At 39.7% G+C, this 15,281-nt stretch carries 16 protein-coding genes and 1 riboswitch; of the genes, 15 read left to right on the top strand and 1 reads right to left on the bottom strand.

Annotated elements, in window-relative coordinates; translation table 11 throughout:
* Positions 1-151 precede the first annotated feature (151 nt).
* From AC4J95_RS15830 to AC4J95_RS15790, 9 genes are all read left to right on the top strand, one after another.
* Positions 152-1,930: a cell division site-positioning protein MapZ family protein gene (locus tag AC4J95_RS15830; RefSeq protein WP_494550690.1), complete on the top strand. Its 1,779-nt coding sequence runs from the start codon at positions 152-154 to the stop codon at positions 1,928-1,930.
* A gap of 154 nt (positions 1,931-2,084) precedes the next feature.
* Positions 2,085-2,942 carry a CvfB family protein gene (locus AC4J95_RS15825; protein ID WP_494550689.1) on the top strand — a complete coding sequence of 286 codons (858 nt, stop codon included), beginning with the start codon at positions 2,085-2,087 and terminating at the stop codon, positions 2,940-2,942.
* Between the two features lie 113 nt (positions 2,943-3,055).
* Complete coding sequence (gene fur / locus AC4J95_RS15820; RefSeq protein ID WP_316401708.1) at positions 3,056-3,511, top strand: ferric iron uptake transcriptional regulator; 456 nt, start codon at positions 3,056-3,058, stop codon at positions 3,509-3,511.
* A 113-nt stretch (positions 3,512-3,624) separates the two neighbouring features.
* Positions 3,625-4,515, top strand: coding sequence for a site-specific tyrosine recombinase XerD (gene xerD, locus AC4J95_RS15815; protein WP_494550688.1), 891 nt, complete (start codon positions 3,625-3,627; stop codon positions 4,513-4,515).
* Between the two features lie 14 nt (positions 4,516-4,529).
* Positions 4,530-4,895 carry a GNAT family N-acetyltransferase gene (locus tag AC4J95_RS15810; RefSeq protein ID WP_316401706.1) on the top strand — a complete coding sequence of 122 codons (366 nt, stop codon included), beginning with the start codon at positions 4,530-4,532 and terminating at the stop codon, positions 4,893-4,895.
* Position 4,896: 1 nt separating this feature from the next.
* Positions 4,897-5,649, top strand: coding sequence for a segregation/condensation protein A (locus tag AC4J95_RS15805; protein WP_494550687.1), 753 nt, complete (start codon positions 4,897-4,899; stop codon positions 5,647-5,649).
* A 164-nt stretch (positions 5,650-5,813) separates the two neighbouring features.
* Positions 5,814-6,395: an SMC-Scp complex subunit ScpB gene (gene scpB / locus AC4J95_RS15800; protein WP_316401704.1), complete on the top strand. Its 582-nt coding sequence runs from the start codon at positions 5,814-5,816 to the stop codon at positions 6,393-6,395.
* On the top strand, positions 6,396-7,112 hold the full coding sequence (locus AC4J95_RS15795; RefSeq protein ID WP_316401703.1) for a pseudouridine synthase: 717 nt from the start codon (positions 6,396-6,398) through the stop codon (positions 7,110-7,112).
* A 69-nt stretch (positions 7,113-7,181) separates the two neighbouring features.
* A riboswitch (FMN riboswitch) is annotated at positions 7,182-7,300 on the top strand.
* Between the two features lie 121 nt (positions 7,301-7,421).
* On the top strand, positions 7,422-8,015 hold the full coding sequence (locus AC4J95_RS15790; protein WP_316401702.1) for an ECF transporter S component: 594 nt from the start codon (positions 7,422-7,424) through the stop codon (positions 8,013-8,015).
* A 104-nt stretch (positions 8,016-8,119) separates the two neighbouring features.
* Here the strand turns inward: AC4J95_RS15790 and AC4J95_RS15785 are convergent, their stop codons facing one another.
* Complete coding sequence (locus tag AC4J95_RS15785) at positions 8,120-8,332, bottom strand: ferredoxin (RefSeq protein WP_494550686.1); 213 nt, start codon at positions 8,330-8,332, stop codon at positions 8,120-8,122.
* A gap of 28 nt (positions 8,333-8,360) precedes the next feature.
* Between AC4J95_RS15785 and AC4J95_RS15780 the strand changes: the two genes are divergently transcribed.
* From AC4J95_RS15780 to der, 6 genes are all read left to right on the top strand, one after another.
* A complete protein-coding gene (locus tag AC4J95_RS15780) occupies positions 8,361-9,347 on the top strand; it encodes a helix-turn-helix domain-containing protein (protein WP_494550685.1) in 987 nt (328 codons plus the stop codon).
* Positions 9,338-10,732, top strand: a complete 1,395-nt coding sequence (locus AC4J95_RS15775) for a RecQ family ATP-dependent DNA helicase (RefSeq protein ID WP_494550684.1) — start codon at positions 9,338-9,340, stop codon at positions 10,730-10,732. The genes AC4J95_RS15780 and AC4J95_RS15775 overlap by 10 nt, the downstream gene beginning before the upstream one ends.
* Positions 10,733-10,800: 68 nt before the next feature.
* On the top strand, positions 10,801-11,460 hold the full coding sequence (locus AC4J95_RS15770) for a LysM peptidoglycan-binding domain-containing protein (protein WP_316401698.1): 660 nt from the start codon (positions 10,801-10,803) through the stop codon (positions 11,458-11,460).
* A gap of 60 nt (positions 11,461-11,520) precedes the next feature.
* Positions 11,521-12,192 (top strand): (d)CMP kinase, encoded by a 672-nt coding sequence (gene cmk, locus AC4J95_RS15765; protein ID WP_494550683.1) that lies wholly within the window; start codon positions 11,521-11,523, stop codon positions 12,190-12,192.
* Positions 12,193-12,338: 146 nt separating this feature from the next.
* Positions 12,339-13,556, top strand: a complete 1,218-nt coding sequence (gene rpsA / locus AC4J95_RS15760) for a 30S ribosomal protein S1 (protein WP_316401696.1) — start codon at positions 12,339-12,341, stop codon at positions 13,554-13,556.
* 281 nt (positions 13,557-13,837) lie between these two features.
* Positions 13,838-15,148, top strand: coding sequence for a ribosome biogenesis GTPase Der (gene der, locus AC4J95_RS15755; RefSeq protein WP_494550682.1), 1,311 nt, complete (start codon positions 13,838-13,840; stop codon positions 15,146-15,148).
* Positions 15,149-15,281 lie beyond the last annotated feature (133 nt).

Here is a 15,281-nt window from a genome sequence, read left to right as displayed (position 1 = left end):
CGTGGAAAAGACAAGGATTTTGCTTGGAATTTTGTCGCTCAAAATACTCGAGAAATTTATTATTTTTGGTTAATTCAGTCGAAAACTGCTTGGAACATCCATAAACATATGATAGATTAAAGCATAAGATTGAAAAAAGGAGCCGATTTCATTGCAAAAATGCCCTAACTGTGGTTTTGAACCAGTCGAAGGATGCACGACTTGTCCGAAGTGTGGCTTTTCATTACAGTTGAACGATCAAAAAAATACTGAAGAGATAAATAATACTAAAGAACCTAAAAATATCGAAGAGATCAATGATAAAAACGATACGATAGAATGGTCAGAATTAGCGGATATGCCGATTGAATCTGTGCGCGAGATGTTCAAAGAAAATGAGGAAAAAATGAAGGAAGAAGAAAATAAAAAACTTGTTGAAGAAACCCCTGAAATGAATCCGATTTTAGCACAGTATATTCGTGATCATAAAGACAATCAAGATGAAACAGATAAAGAAGAGATTGAAAAGGATTCAGAAAAAGCAGCCGAGGCGGACTCTGTTGATGAAGATGAAACGGCTGAAAAGACAGAAGTAAAGGAAGCATCTGTTGTTGAAACAGACGAACAAGCTCCTGAAGGAACAGTAAATGAAACGGAAATTGAGCCACAAGAAGACTCCGGTGAAGTGGATTTTGAAGAGGAATCTGAATCAGAAGAAACGCTCATAATGGATCCAGCAGTCCCAACGGAATCAGTTGAGGCAGAGTCCTCTGGAGAAACGGCGGCTGACTCTGAAACACAAGAGGCTGACGAAACAACTTTTTCGCAGGAAGAGACAAATGGTTCCAATGGAGGAGCCTTCCCACCAGAAGGTCCTCGTCATACAGATGGGAAGCCAAGAAAAAGTCGTAAACGTATTTATATTACATTAGCAGCGATTGCTGTTCTAGGTGTGGGCGGCGGTTACTATTATCATCATGAAAAAGAAGTTGAAGCTCAACGGGTCGCGACCGTAAAAAGAGAGAATAAAGCTCTTGATTCGATCGAGGATAGCATTGACAGTTACTATACTGACGACCAGCACAAATTTCTTGTTGCGGATAAGGTAAATCTGAACACAGGGAAAATTGATGAAGAATTGTCTAAATATAAGTCTCATAAGCGTTATGATGAACTAAAAAAAGAGTACGATGAGCTGACAGCTAAACAGAAGGCGGAACAATCTGTAAATCAATTGTTCACAAATGCAGTAATCAATGGCGATAAAATAGTTGAGAAACCATTATTAAAAGCCGCTGAACCTGTGGAGCTCACGATTGATACCGGTGATTATAATTTTGATGAACTAATGAATCAGGCAGTCAATAATGCAAAAGATCAGTACTCAAAAATTGAAGCTGCCAAAAAAGCAGTGGGAGCTTTGCTAAAGGATGGCAACGTGGTCGATTCTGTAAATCGTGAACAATATAATAAAGCGAACGATGCAGTCAAAGCAGTTGCGAATCAAGCATTAATTCACACGCAAAAAGAGGATTTGACGAAGGTTGATCAAACCTTGAAGGATAAAGAGAAAAAAGCAGCTGAGGAGAAGGCCGCGGCTGAGAAGGCAGCCAAGGAAAAAGCTGAACAAGAAAAAGCGGCTCAAGAAGCTCAAGAAAGAAATTCTTCATCAGACACAAGTCAAGCTGGAGATACTAGCAGCGATGCTTATGCTTGGGCGCCTGGTGTTAAGGAAAAAGTGATTCAGACCTGTATTTCGCGAGGCTATATTGTTGAAGGCGGCTATAGCCTTGAACCAGTGAAAATCGAAAATGGTGAAGGCTACTATAATTTGTATGCTACTTCAAATCGTGCGTCATTAACCAAAGGCTATCAGGATTCTGATTTACCGATGTACTTAGTAACTATTAACTGTAAAACAGGTTGGTTCAAAGGAAACGGGCCAAACTAAATAAAACAATGGGCTGGGAAGAGAGTTTCTTTCCAGCCCTAATCATGAGCTGTGGTAGAATATGAATGACTTCTTTGCTGTTTTTTTACCTTTTAGCATAGAAATAGAACGAATTTTTCTGGAAGAAAAATTAATACATTTAAGGAGCAAAATTATGAATGAATTATTAGGTCAAGTTTTTACAGGATTGATCATTGATGAAAATGAAACGATGTACTTGGTACAAAAAAATGGTGTGACTTTCCGATTGTTGAAAGAGGAAGGGGTCACTCATGAAATTGGCGAATCAATTGAAGGATTTGGTTATGTCAATCAAAGTAAGGATGCCATTTTTACGACGACGGTTCCACGGGTTCGGATCGGACACTATGCCTTTGGTGAAGTAACTGATGTCCGCAGAGATTTAGGTGTGTTCGTAAATATAGGTTTGCCTGACAAGGATATGGTCGTTTCCTTAGATGAAATGCCGAGCATGAAAGAGCTGTGGCCGAAAAAGGGCGATCGTTTAATGATCAGTATGCGAGTGGATGAGAAGGATCGTATGTGGGGCGTATTAGCTGATGAAGCGATCTTCCATTCATTGAGTCGTGCCGGCAACGCCGAAATGCAGAACGAAAATAAAAAAGGCACGATTTATCGGCTAAAAGTCATCGGATCCTACTTGATTACAGAAGATTTTTATATCGGCTTTATCCACCCTTCTGAGCGTTATCAAGAGCCGCGTCTTGGTGAAGTTGTTGAAGCTCGGGTGATTGGTGCTCGTCCAGATGGCGTATTGAATATGTCCTTAAAACCCCGCAGCTATGAAATGATTAATGATGATGCGGCGATGATCTTAACGATGCTGCAAAGAAATACCGATCATACACTTCCATACTGGGATAAATCAGCACCTGAAGAAATCAAAGATGCGTTCGGTATCAGTAAAGGGCAGTTCAAGCGGGCGATTGGTCATTTATTAAAGGAAAAATTGATCGAACAAAGTGCAGGTCAAATTCGTTTAAAAGGCTAATTGAGAATGTCCTTGCATAAATAATGGTGATAAACTATAATGATTCTAAGAAAAGCAACATCAAGTTCCTTGCTTATTTATAATTATTCTAAAATAGAAGAGGGAGGGTTCTCTTGAACGCAATCTTAGCCTTACAAAAAACCAAGAAGCAACTTCATGATTCTGGATTCAAGTTGACACCTCAGCGTGAAGCAACCGTTCTCGTTTTATTGGAAAATGAAAAAGATCATTTATCAGCCGAGGAAATCTACTTTTTAGTGAAGAAGAAAAGTCCTGAGATTGGCTTAGCAACTGTTTATCGCACATTGGAAATTTTGACAGAACTGCATATCGTTAATAAAATCAGTTTTGATGATGGTTTAGCACGTTATGATCTTCGTAAAGAAGGTGCGGAACATTTCCATCACCATCTGCTTTGTCTTGAATGCGGTAATATCGAAGAGATCGAAGAGGACCTCTTAGGCGAAGTGGAACATGTAGTAGAATCTCGGTATCATTTTATAGTGAAGGATCATCGTTTGACCTTCCACGGTATTTGCCAGAGTTGTCAGGAAAAAAAGGAAGCATAAGGCTTCTAGCTGAAATTGGATTAAGTTATAATTAATTTATATAGTCCCTTGCAAAGATACGTGCTATCATTTCAAGGGACTTTTTGTTATGATAAAGCGAAAGTGGTGAGAACATGGATGAACAAATCACGGAATACTTGCATTACTTATCGATCGAACGTGGGCTTTCTGAAAATACACGTATCAGCTATCAACGAGACTTGCAGCAATATTTGTCTTTTTTGACTGAACAGGGTGTGAAGGAATGGCAAGCAGTCGATCGCTATACAGTTGTGGCCTTTTTGACAAATCTGACAGAGTCTGGCAAAGCATCTACTACGATTACGCGAATGATTTCCAGCTTACGTCGTTTTCATCAATTTTTACGTCAAGAACGTTATACCGATCACGACCCGATGCAGCACATCGACAGTCCAAAGAAAGCGCAGAAGTTACCTCAGACACTTTCGCTGGCAGAGGTCGAGCGCTTAATCGCGGCTCCAGACACGACGACCGATTTAGGGATTCGTGACCGCGCGATTCTGGAGGTGATGTATGCTACTGGTTTGCGAGTTAGTGAACTGATTGGACTGAAGTTAGGTGATATACATCTAGAGATGGGATTACTGCAAACTGTAGGCAAAGGTGATAAAGAACGAATTGTCCCGCTTGGAGATTATGCGATTCATTGGCTAGAACGTTATTTAGCGGAAGTCCGTCCCTTATTAACAAAGAAAACTCCCAATGAAATACATCTATTCGTTAACAATCACGGTCACGGAATGAGCCGTCAAGGCATTTGGAAGAACTTGAAGCAATATGTGATCAAAGCTGAAATCATGAAAGATGTTACACCTCATACATTAAGGCATAGTTTTGCAACTCATTTACTAGAAAATGGAGCGGATTTGCGAACAGTCCAAGAACTTTTAGGTCATGCTGATATCTCCACTACCCAAATTTATACTCATATTACTAAGAGGAGAATGACCGAAGTCTATAAAGAATTTTTTCCACGCGCTTAACAGGAGGAGAAAGAATGCTTACTCAATACCGAAAAAATCAACGGAAAATCGCAATGGGACTTTTAAGTTTTCATGAAAGCTTAAAAGACCATCAACATTTATTAAAAGAGATCGATACATATGAAGATGATGACCGCTTTCAACTCTATTGTTATTACGATGAACACTCTGATAATGTTCAAGGAGTTATTGGCGTCAGCCAGTTAGAGGATCAGGAGATTGTCTTACATGACATCAGTTTGAACCCTTCTTATCGTGGAGAAGGCGTGAGCCTCAAAATGATGGCAGAGCTGCAAGCAAAATATCCTGATCAAAAAATTATCGGAACCCCCGCCACATCGGCCTTTTTAGCAAAATGGCAGGAACATAAGCGAGGATAAAATGGAGACAATTAGTTTAAAGTTAGATGTTTTTGAAGGACCGTTGGATTTATTACTTCATCTGATCCAACAGTTAGAGATTGATATTTATGATATACCGATCGCAGAAGTTACTGAACAATATATGAATTTTATCCATGCCATGAAAACACTGGAATTGGAATTGGCGGGAGAATATTTGGTCATGGCAGCGACATTGATGTCAATCAAAAGTCAGATGCTGCTGCCAAAACCAGAATTGGAGTTTGACTACGATGACGAAGAAGGTGAAGATCCCCGGGAAGCGTTAGTTCAACAGCTATTGGAATATCGCAAGTATAAATACGCAGCATCAATCCTATCAGAAAAGGAGCAGGAAAGAAGCCTGTTCTATACGAAGGCTCCAATGGATCTATCGGATTACGAAGAGGAAATCCTGCCGCTGCCAAAAAACCAATTGAATACGATTGACCTTTTTTTGGCATTACATGATGTTTTACAGCGCAAAAAGAAAAATCAACCCATTGAGACCACGGTCACTAGTGAATCGATCACAGTCGATCAAAAGGTGACTGAAATCGGTAAACGTTTGGCAGAGTTATCCGGGGATGAAGGCTTATCATTGGAGTCTTTTTTTGTGCAATACACAAAGGATGAAATGATTACGACCTTTATGGCCTTACTGGAACTAATGAAAAAGGGGCAGGCTTTGGCAACTCAAGAGGAGACCTACGCACCAATTTTGATTTATAAAGGATGCCAGTCCAATCCTTAAACCAATAGAAATTTGTTCATTAGTTAGATTTTTTCCTTCTATATAATAAAGAAAAGGCTTTTCGCTAATCGAAACTCTTAGTAGGTTGATAGACAGGTTAATCGAAAATTTTATTCTTCAGAAAATGGGAAATAATCCCATTATAATAAAAAAGGAGCAGTTATATGAACCAATTAAGTCAAATCGAAGCGATGCTGTTTGTGGTCGGAGAGGAAGGAATCAGCCTTGAAGAATTGGCATTTACATTGAAGCGCCCAATGCCTGAGATCTATCAAAATATTATCGATCTGAAGGAATCCTATGAGACGAATGAAGCTTCGGCGTTGACTCTATTAGAAGTCGGCAATCACTTTGTTTTGAGTACAAAAAAAGAGTTTGCTCCTTTGCTGAAGGAGTTCGCCCGTTCGCCTATGGCTAATCGCTTAAGTCAGGCTGCGCTTGAAACCCTTTCTATAATTGCCTATAAACAGCCAGTGACTCGTTCAGAAATTGATGAATTGCGGGGAGTGCAGTCTAGTGGAGCAGTTCAAACCTTGGTTGCTAGGCAATTGATTGAAGAAAAAGGTCGTGTAGATGGACCAGGTCGGGCAATTTTGTATGGGACAAGCGACTATTTCATGGACTATTTTGGGCTAAAAGATATGGAAGAACTTCCAGATGTACAGAAAATGGAAGCTGATCTGGCAGATGAAGAAGAACCGTTAGATTTGTTTTATGATCGTTTTAAAGAAGAGGATGGACTATAAATGGAGAGACTACAAAAGGTTATTGCCCACGCAGGGATTGCTTCGCGCCGCAAGGCTGAAGAGTTTATTACTGGCGGTCGGGTTAAAGTGAATGGCGAAGTCGTCAAAGAACTAGGAACGAAAGTCGGCAAAAAGGATATCGTTGAAGTTGACGGTGTGCCAATCTATCAAGAGGAGCCAGTCTATTATTTGTTTTACAAGCCTCGTGGAGTGATTTCCGCCGTTAGTGATGACAAAAATCGGAAGGTCGTAACCGATTATTTTGCTGCTGTTCCAGAAAGAATTTATCCCGTAGGTCGCTTGGATTATGATACGTCAGGTATTTTACTATTAACAAATGATGGCGATTTTTCACAACGGTTAGCCCATCCAAAACATCAAATCGATAAAGTTTATGTAGCAAAGGTCAAAGGCTATGCCGAAAAAAGAATCCTTTTGCCATTGACTAAGGGAATTCGTATCGAAGGAAAGAAGACAGCACCTGCTCGGTTTGAGATTCTTTCGGCAGATAAAAAGGCGGAAACAAGTATTGTCGAGTTGACAATCCATGAAGGCCGGAATCATCAGGTGAAAAATATGCTGGCAGCAGTCGGTCTTCCTGTTCAAAAGTTAAAAAGAGAACGGTATGGCGATTTGACTCTTCAGGGGCTGCGTCCAGGAGAATATCGTCGTTTGAATACGAAGGAAATTAATACACTGCTAAACCAGTCTAAATAGATAAAATCATTTACTTGTTTTTTGATAGTAAACTTGGTATAGTAATTACACGATAAAAAATAAATTAAGGTTCGTCTTCAGGGGCAGGGTGAAAATCCCGACCGGCGGTGATAGTCCGCGAACTGCGTAAGCAGCCGAATCGGTGAGATTCCGATACCGACAGTACAGTCTGGATAAAGAAGATAGAGCTTATTTGAGTGAGATTGTATTCAAGTAACTCTATGCTTTTTTCTGAAGCATAGAGTTTTTTTGCGTCGAAGTCTGGCTCAAATAGTTCGATGAAGATGATTCCGAAACGGAGGATTTCACATGAAGAACTTACGATTACAAAAAATGACAGCAGTAGCGGTGGCAGCAGCGATGGGACTAATTTTACAATTTATCGCTTTTCCTATTCTCCCGATGTTCCCTTTTCTAAAGTTGGACTTTAGCGATATTCCAGTTTTGATTAATATGTTCATCTTTGGACCATTAGCAGGAGTTGCGACAGCTTTCATTCGATCATTGCTGCATTTGACGATGACTGGTTTTTCAATTGATAACCTGATTGGAGATTTTGCCAGTTTCTTCGCTTCAACCTTATATACGGTACCGATTTTTCTAATGTTTAGAAAAAGAACGGCCTCAAAACGCGTTTTAGGGTTGGGGTTAGGTATTTTAGCAATGACGATTTTTATGAGTGTGGCAAATTACTTTGTTATCACGCCACTTTACTTGAAGGCTTTTGGTCTTTCAGCCGGACAAATGCTGGGGATGAGCATGGGACGCTATATCCTCGTTGGAATTGTTCCATTCAATATTCTTAAAGGTGTGGTGGTCAGCGCAGTTTTCCTTGTGTTGCATGCAAAACTGCTTCCTTGGTTATCGAAAAAAACAATGACCTCTCAGCATCATTCGGTGTAAATAAACAAAAACTCTCAGACAACTGTGGTGGATGACCATCATGGTGTCTGAGATTTTTTTGATGAAAATGGGTCGTTTTCACGAACTTTTTTTAAAATATGGTATTATGAATTCTGATATAAGATGGCGTGAGACGGACAACGTTTGGCCGACTGAATGACCGCTGCTTGTTGGCTTTCAGAGATAAACTCATGAGTGGCTTCAGGCTCGCCTACAAAAAGAACTAGGCCATTATCAGTATAATCAAATATTTTTGGAGCGATCGTCTGGCATAGGCCGCAAGCGATACAACGCTCAGGAATGATTTCGCATTTCATTTTTTCACCTTCCACAGGAGATTTTACTATGACTTTTTTTATTCTAACGTTATTTCAGACAGGCTACAAGATAAGAACCTCGACTTTGTATCATTTGTTAGTCGGGAAGAGAACGAGCTCTGTTCTACTACACGGTTTTTTTTATAGGAATCTGATTTATTTAGGTTCACTACCGAACTTAAAGGAAGCAACTTTCCAAAGAGAAATTCAGAACTTGGTTGCTGCTGAATGGATTACCACCAATGAGGGTTTTGGCAGAATGACGCAACTAGGCAGAGAACAATTATCTGAGAAAAACTTTGATCTGGTTGGTTTGGATAATTTGCGTTATGGTCGAATGAGAGAAGATTCTTGGCAGTTAATTCTTTTTGCTGTGCAAGTTCTCAGTTATCTATCCTATGGTGAGAAAGAATATCTGCCCATTGAACAGCGTCCTTTCTATTTACAGCAACTAAAAAAATGGCTCGCGGGGTCAAAACCCCACTTGGTTGAACGCTTTCAGCATGAATTATTTACGATTTTTCAACAGCTACCAGCTGGAGAATCTGATTTTTTAGCTAATCAATTTTCGGGTTATGGGTTTCAAGGAAAGACCGCTTTTCAATTATTGCCAATGAAATATCAAGAGGAACCGTGGAATCAACTTTATCGTCAACATGCGATCGATCTTTTTTTTGCACAAGTTAAAGAGGGAGAATTAGCAAGATTGATCTCCACATTGGATCAACAAAATCTCAATAAAAGCATGTTAAAAACAAGAGAATTCTTCTTAGCAGGGAAGTCAGAATCCGAAATTTTACGACTAAGACACTTGAAGCAGGGAACGATCAACGATCACTTTATTGAATGGGCATTAATGGAAGAGACCTTTCCCTTTGAGCGATTCCAACTGGTTGATTTCAGCCACCTGAGTATTGAACAAGTAATCGATCAGCGCTATCAAGAATATGACATACCGTATTTAAGTTTTCGTTTGTCCCAAATCTATCATTTAAGGAAATATACATGGAATTGAAAAAAATATTAAAGGAAAAATTTCATCATGATCAGTTCAGACCTGGACAGCAGGAGATTATCGAAACAATTCTAGCTGGAAGATCGGCTTTAGGGATGTTGCCGACAGGAACTGGAAAATCATTATGTTACCAATTTCCAGGCTATCTAATAGAAGGTACAGTAATCATTATTTCACCATTGATTTCTTTAATGGAGGACCAAGTGACTCAGTTGCAGCGACTTGGAGAAAAACGAGCCGTAGCACTAAACAGCCTACTCTCATCTTGGGAAAAGCAATGGATTTTAAGTGAAATTCATCAATATAAATTTATTTTCATGAGTCCGGAAATGTTTTTGAGTGTTGATGTTCAAAAAGCGCTAAAATCTGCAAAACTAGCCTTGATCGTAGTGGATGAAGCTCATTGTATTTCACAATGGGGAATTGATTTTCGCCCTGAGTATTTAAAACTAGCTGACGGTATTAGATTTATTGGTACTCGTTTAATATTAGCGCTAACAGCAACAGCCACACCAGAGGTTCGAAGTGATATTCAGCGTCTACTATTTAAAGAACAACCTGCGGAGGAGTACATTTATTCTGTTGATCGTCCGAATATCAGTTATTTTGTTTATCAAGAGAACAAGCAGGAAAAATTACGGAATTTGGTCGAAACTTTGGAAGGCTCGGGGATTATTTACTGTGCTACCAGAAAGAAAGTCGAAGAGTTGTATCAAATGTTTAAACACCAACAGGCAATCGCTTATTATCATGGCGGACTTAGCGGACAAGAACGTCGAATGCTCCAACAACAATTTTTAACGAACGATTTAAGGATTTTGATTGCGACCAATGCATTTGGTATGGGCATTAATAAGGAAAATATTCGTTTTGTGATCCATTATGACCTGCCTGATTCACCAGAGAATTATTTACAAGAAGTTGGTCGGGCTGGAAGAGATGGTCACGCGAGCCAGGCAATTTTGCTATACGAAGAAGGAGATGAACATATTCACCATTTTCTTCAGGAACAAACCGATCAATCAAAAAAATTATTTGAGATAAAACAAAAAATGAGTGATTTGGTTTTTGAAGATCCATTGATAAAAAAATGGGAACAGTTTTTTCCTGATGATAGTTCCCGCTTGATGGATTTATTAAGCCAGCGTGGAAAAACCAAAAAGATTCAACTGAAAAAAATGTTGGACTATATTTCTACTAGCGAATGCCGTCGCGAATTCTTAATTGCTTATTTTGGCGAAATGTTACCTGAGAAAAATCAGAATTGCTGCGACAATGATGGGGCCTTAATAAAAGTAACAGCAGAAAAACGGTCACTGGCAGAAGAGCAACTTTCATGGGTAAAAATTGTTCAAAAAATTTTTAAAAATGATGAGAAAGATTGAAAATTGACGCCACATTTTCAAGAGCTATGGTATAATACATGGCGATAGCATTTAGGAGGTTAGAGAAATTGAGTAGAAAAGATCGCTATAACGATACGAACAACGAACCGTGGGATCAACATATTTACGAATCTGATAGTGAAGAAGAAACCTATTCTCGCAGCCAGTCTCGTCGTAGTGGTGGTGGCAATAAAGGTGGCGGAAATACGAAATTCTTGACGATTCTAGTCGCATTATTATTAGCCCTTATTTTGATTCCTGCTGGTGCCTTTTTCTGGATTACTCGTGATAACGACAAGCCAGCAGCCTCTCCTGAGAGTACCACCCAGGTTTCTAAGGTTTCTTCAACAGAAAAATCAAGCACTGAAGAAAGCAGCACAGAGGAGAGTACAGCTACATCTGAATCAGAACAAAACCAACAAGAGCAGCAACAAGCAGCAGATCAGCAAGCACAACAACAAGCAGCAGCTGAATCTCAAGCAGCTGCAGAAGCACAGGCTCAGGCAGAAGCATCTCGCTCAGCCGCCGCTGCAGCAGAACAAACAACACCATCTTCATCAAGTACTGCAAATGATCCAAACGCACAATACGGAACCGTTCAAGCTGGTGAAGGTCCACAACAAATCGCTGGACGCTATGGATTAAGTGTAGATGAATTTTTAAGACTGAACGGAATGGATAGAAGTAATTTCTATTTTGATCCAGGTCAACAAGTACGTATTAAATAAGTTGAATACTCTGCCGTAATCGCTAGCGATTACGGCTTATTTATTGAAAAGAGGCAGAACATGGAAAAAATTTCAATTGCAATTGATGGCCCCGCATCTTCTGGCAAGAGTACAGTTGCGAAAATATTGGCAAATGACTTTCATTTTATTTATGTAGATACTGGTGCGATGTATCGAGCGATAACATTCTTAGCGATCAAGCACAATGTTGCGTTTTCAGATGAAGCAGGGTTGGCGGAATTAACGAAGCAATATCCGATCACGTTCAAGCAATCGGCGCATGGACAGTTGGTTTTTGCTGATGATGAGGAAATTACCCAAGCGATTCGACAACCGGATGTGACAGGAGCCGTCTCTGAGGTGTCTGCACACGGACAAGTACGTGAAGAATTAGTTGAAGCGCAAAGACAACTAGCTCAGGCTGGTGGAATTGTAATGGATGGTCGTGATATTGGTACAACTGTATTGCCACAGGCAGAAGTAAAGATCTTTTTAGTTGCAAGCGTCGAAGAACGGGCACAACGCCGCTATAAAGAGAATCAAGAAAAAGGGATCAAAATGGATTTTGAGACGATCAAAGAAGCCATTGCCAAACGGGATTATTTGGATTCCCATCGTGAAGTTTCACCACTTGTTCAGGCAGCGGATGCTGAATTGGTCGATACGACTGGAATGTCGATTGAACAGGTAGTAACGAAGATTAAAGCAGTCATACACTCAAAAGGTTTCTAAATTTTGGATAAAAACGATAAATAAAGCGGATTTCTTTCAAATTTTTAGAAAAAAAGAAGAAATCGCTTTATTTTTCATGTGGATTACTCTAAAATAGAACATGTAGTGTATTTTACGCAGAATTGTTGGTAAGGAGGACAAACGACATGACAGAATTAGAACAAAATTCGATGGACAACGAGAATGTTTCCATGGAAGCAGCAATGGAAAATGTGTATGAAGTTCAAGTTGGCGATATTGTTAAGGGTGAGGTGCTTGCCTTAGAAGATAAACAAGTGATCGTCGGTATTGAAGGCGCCGGAGTAGAAGGTGTCGTTCCAGCAAAAGAACTTTCGACACTACCTGTTGAAGATATCAATGAAGAAGTCAAGGTTGGCGATATTCTTGATTTAGTCGTTATCTCTTCTATCGGAAAAGACAAAGAAAATGGCAGTTATCTCCTTTCTAAACGCCGCTTAGACGCGAAGAAAGTTTGGGAAGATATCGAGAAAGAATACCAAGACGGAAAAATCATTGAGGCACCAGTAACAAGCAGCGTTAAGGGCGGCTTAGTTGTTGATGTCGGTGTACGCGGCTTTGTCCCAGCATCAATGATCGATGATCATTTCGTTGATGATTTTTCAGCCTATACTGGGAAAACATTGAAATTCAAAATCATTGAAATCGAACCTTCTGAAAATCGTTTGATTTTATCTCATAAAGCAGTTGTTGAAGCAGAAAAAGCTGAGAAGAAAAAAGAAATCTTAGCAGATCTTTATGAAGGACAAGTTATTAAGGGGCAAGTTGCTCGCTTGACAGACTTTGGTGCCTTTATTGATCTTGGTGGTATCGATGGCTTGGTTCACGTGTCAGAGATTTCTCACAGTCATGTAGCAAAACCAGCTGACGTATTGAGTGTTGGTGATGAAGTAGAAGTTCAAGTACTTTCTGTTGATCCAGAAAAAGAACGAATTTCATTATCAATCAAAGCCAATCTGCCTGGACCTTGGACAGATATTGAAGAAAAGGCAGCGCCAGGTTCTGTTCTTGAAGGAACTGTTAAGCGTTTGACTAGCTTTGGTGCTTTTGTTGAAATCTTCCCAGGGGTTGAAGGCTTGGTGCATATTTCTCAAATCTCACACAAACATATCGCGACACCGCATGAAGTATTACATGAAGGTGATCAAGTTCAAGTGAAGGTTTTAGAAGTACATCCTGAAGATCATCGGGTTGCGCTTTCGATTAAAGCGTTAGAAGAAAAGCCTGAAGAAGCTAAAGCAGAACCCGTTGAAGAAGAAACGTATGAATTACCAGAAGAAAATACTGGTTTTACCATGGGAGATATCTTGGGCGATGCACTTAAGGAAGATGAATCAGAAGATTAAGAGTAGTAATCTTAAAGCAAACCACAATTGGTTTGCTTTTTTCTTATTTATATTGATGAAAATGTCTCCTTCTCTTGCAAGCGGGAGCTTTCTTCGTTAAACTAAGGAGAATTTGAAAAAGGCTGAAAGCTACCAATTAATTTCACGTTTCAATAAATTTTGAGTAGCTTTAATCATTTAAATCATTTAACAGTACATTTAAATGATTATTTCTTGTTGATAGGTCATCAGCTTTTTCAAAAGGAAAAATGAAAATATCAATAGGAACGAGGAATTAAGTTATGTCAAATCCTACAATTGCAATTGTTGGTCGACCAAATGTCGGCAAATCAACATTGTTCAATCGAATTGCCGGGGAACGTATTTCGATCGTTGAAGATACCCCTGGTGTCACTCGTGACCGAATTTACGCAAAAGGTGAATGGTTGGATCATGAATTTTCAATCATTGATACGGGCGGGATCGATATCGGTGATGAGCCTTTTATGGAGCAAATCAAGCAGCAAGCTCAGATAGCGATCGATGAAGCAGACGTCATCCTGCTTGTAGCTAGTGGTAAAGAAGGCGTCACGGATGCCGACGAAGCAGTCGCTAAAATCTTGTATCGCAGTAAAAAACCGATTATTTTAATGGTTAATAAGGTGGATAATCCTGAGATGCGCAATGAGATTTACGAATTTTATTCATTAGGTCTTGGAGAACCCTATCCTGTATCAGGTAGCCATGGTCTTGGTTTAGGGGATGTGCTAGATGAGGCAGTCAAACATTTTCCAGCTGACAATGAAGACGATGAAGACCAGTCAATCAAATTCAGCCTGATCGGACGACCAAACGTTGGTAAATCTTCGTTAATCAATGCCATTTTAGGTGAGGATCGCGTGATTGTTTCGGATATTGAAGGAACCACTCGCGATGCGATTGATACGAAATTTGTCGGTGAAAATGGCCAAGAGTTTACTATGATTGATACGGCTGGAATGCGTAAACGCGGAAAAGTATATGAAAATACCGAGAAATATTCTGTCATGCGGGCAATGCGTGCGATCGACCGCTCAGATGTCGTGCTAGTCGTTCTAAATGGCGAAGAAGGAATTCGAGAACAAGACAAGCGAATTGCCGGCTATGCTCATGAAGCTGGTCGTGGTGTGATCATCGTGGTCAATAAATGGGATCTGGTTAAAAAAGATACCAACACGATGAAAGAATTTGAGGAAGAGATTCGTGATGAATTTGCATATTTAGATTATGCACCAATTGTTTTTGTTTCTGCGATGACGAAACAACGTCTGAACAAAGTTCCTACCATGATTGAAGAAGTTAGCATGAATCAAAACTTGCGAATTCCTTCATCTGTCTTGAATGATATTATCATGGATGCGGTAGCCATAAATCCAACGCCGACAGACAAAGGGAAACGTTTGAAGATTTTTTATGCAACCCAGGTAGCTGTAAAACCACCGACCTTTGTGGTATTTGTGAATGAAGAAGAACTGATGCATTTTTCTTATGCGCGCTTCCTAGAAAATCAAATTCGAAAAGCCTTCGAATTTGAGGGAACGCCGATAAAAATAATTGCTCGAAGACGAAAATAAGGTATTTTATCATACTTTTATTTTGCTGACAACAGATTTCACCGAATGATAAAACAACCATGAATTTTATGCCATTAATCGCTAAAAACCTTGCTAACATAAGGTTCTTATGCTATCGTTATAACAGAATATT

This window comes from Enterococcus sp. GPZ-007 (genome assembly GCF_059374735.1).
Note: the sequence above shows the minus strand (reverse complement) of the source record. Positions and strands in the feature narration are given on the sequence as shown.

Excerpts from the sequence above, each read along its gene's own strand:
- AC4J95_RS15790 (WP_316401702.1), top strand. The coding sequence starts at position 7,422 with ATGAAGAACTTACGATTACAAAAAATGACAGCAGTAGCGGTGGCAGCA.
- rpsA (WP_316401696.1), top strand. The coding sequence starts at position 12,339 with ATGACAGAATTAGAACAAAATTCGATGGACAACGAGAATGTTTCCATG.
- cmk (WP_494550683.1), top strand. The coding sequence starts at position 11,521 with ATGGAAAAAATTTCAATTGCAATTGATGGCCCCGCATCTTCTGGCAAG.
- AC4J95_RS15810 (WP_316401706.1), top strand. The coding sequence starts at position 4,530 with ATGCTTACTCAATACCGAAAAAATCAACGGAAAATCGCAATGGGACTT.
- AC4J95_RS15805 (WP_494550687.1), top strand. The coding sequence starts at position 4,897 with ATGGAGACAATTAGTTTAAAGTTAGATGTTTTTGAAGGACCGTTGGAT.
- AC4J95_RS15780 (WP_494550685.1), top strand. The coding sequence starts at position 8,361 with ATGACTTTTTTTATTCTAACGTTATTTCAGACAGGCTACAAGATAAGA.
- xerD (WP_494550688.1), top strand. The coding sequence starts at position 3,625 with ATGGATGAACAAATCACGGAATACTTGCATTACTTATCGATCGAACGT.
- scpB (WP_316401704.1), top strand. The coding sequence starts at position 5,814 with ATGAACCAATTAAGTCAAATCGAAGCGATGCTGTTTGTGGTCGGAGAG.
- AC4J95_RS15825 (WP_494550689.1), top strand. The coding sequence starts at position 2,085 with ATGAATGAATTATTAGGTCAAGTTTTTACAGGATTGATCATTGATGAA.
- AC4J95_RS15775 (WP_494550684.1), top strand. The coding sequence starts at position 9,338 with ATGGAATTGAAAAAAATATTAAAGGAAAAATTTCATCATGATCAGTTC.
- der (WP_494550682.1), top strand. The coding sequence starts at position 13,838 with ATGTCAAATCCTACAATTGCAATTGTTGGTCGACCAAATGTCGGCAAA.
- AC4J95_RS15795 (WP_316401703.1), top strand. The coding sequence starts at position 6,396 with ATGGAGAGACTACAAAAGGTTATTGCCCACGCAGGGATTGCTTCGCGC.
- AC4J95_RS15785 (WP_494550686.1), bottom strand. The coding sequence starts at position 8,332 with ATGAAATGCGAAATCATTCCTGAGCGTTGTATCGCTTGCGGCCTATGC.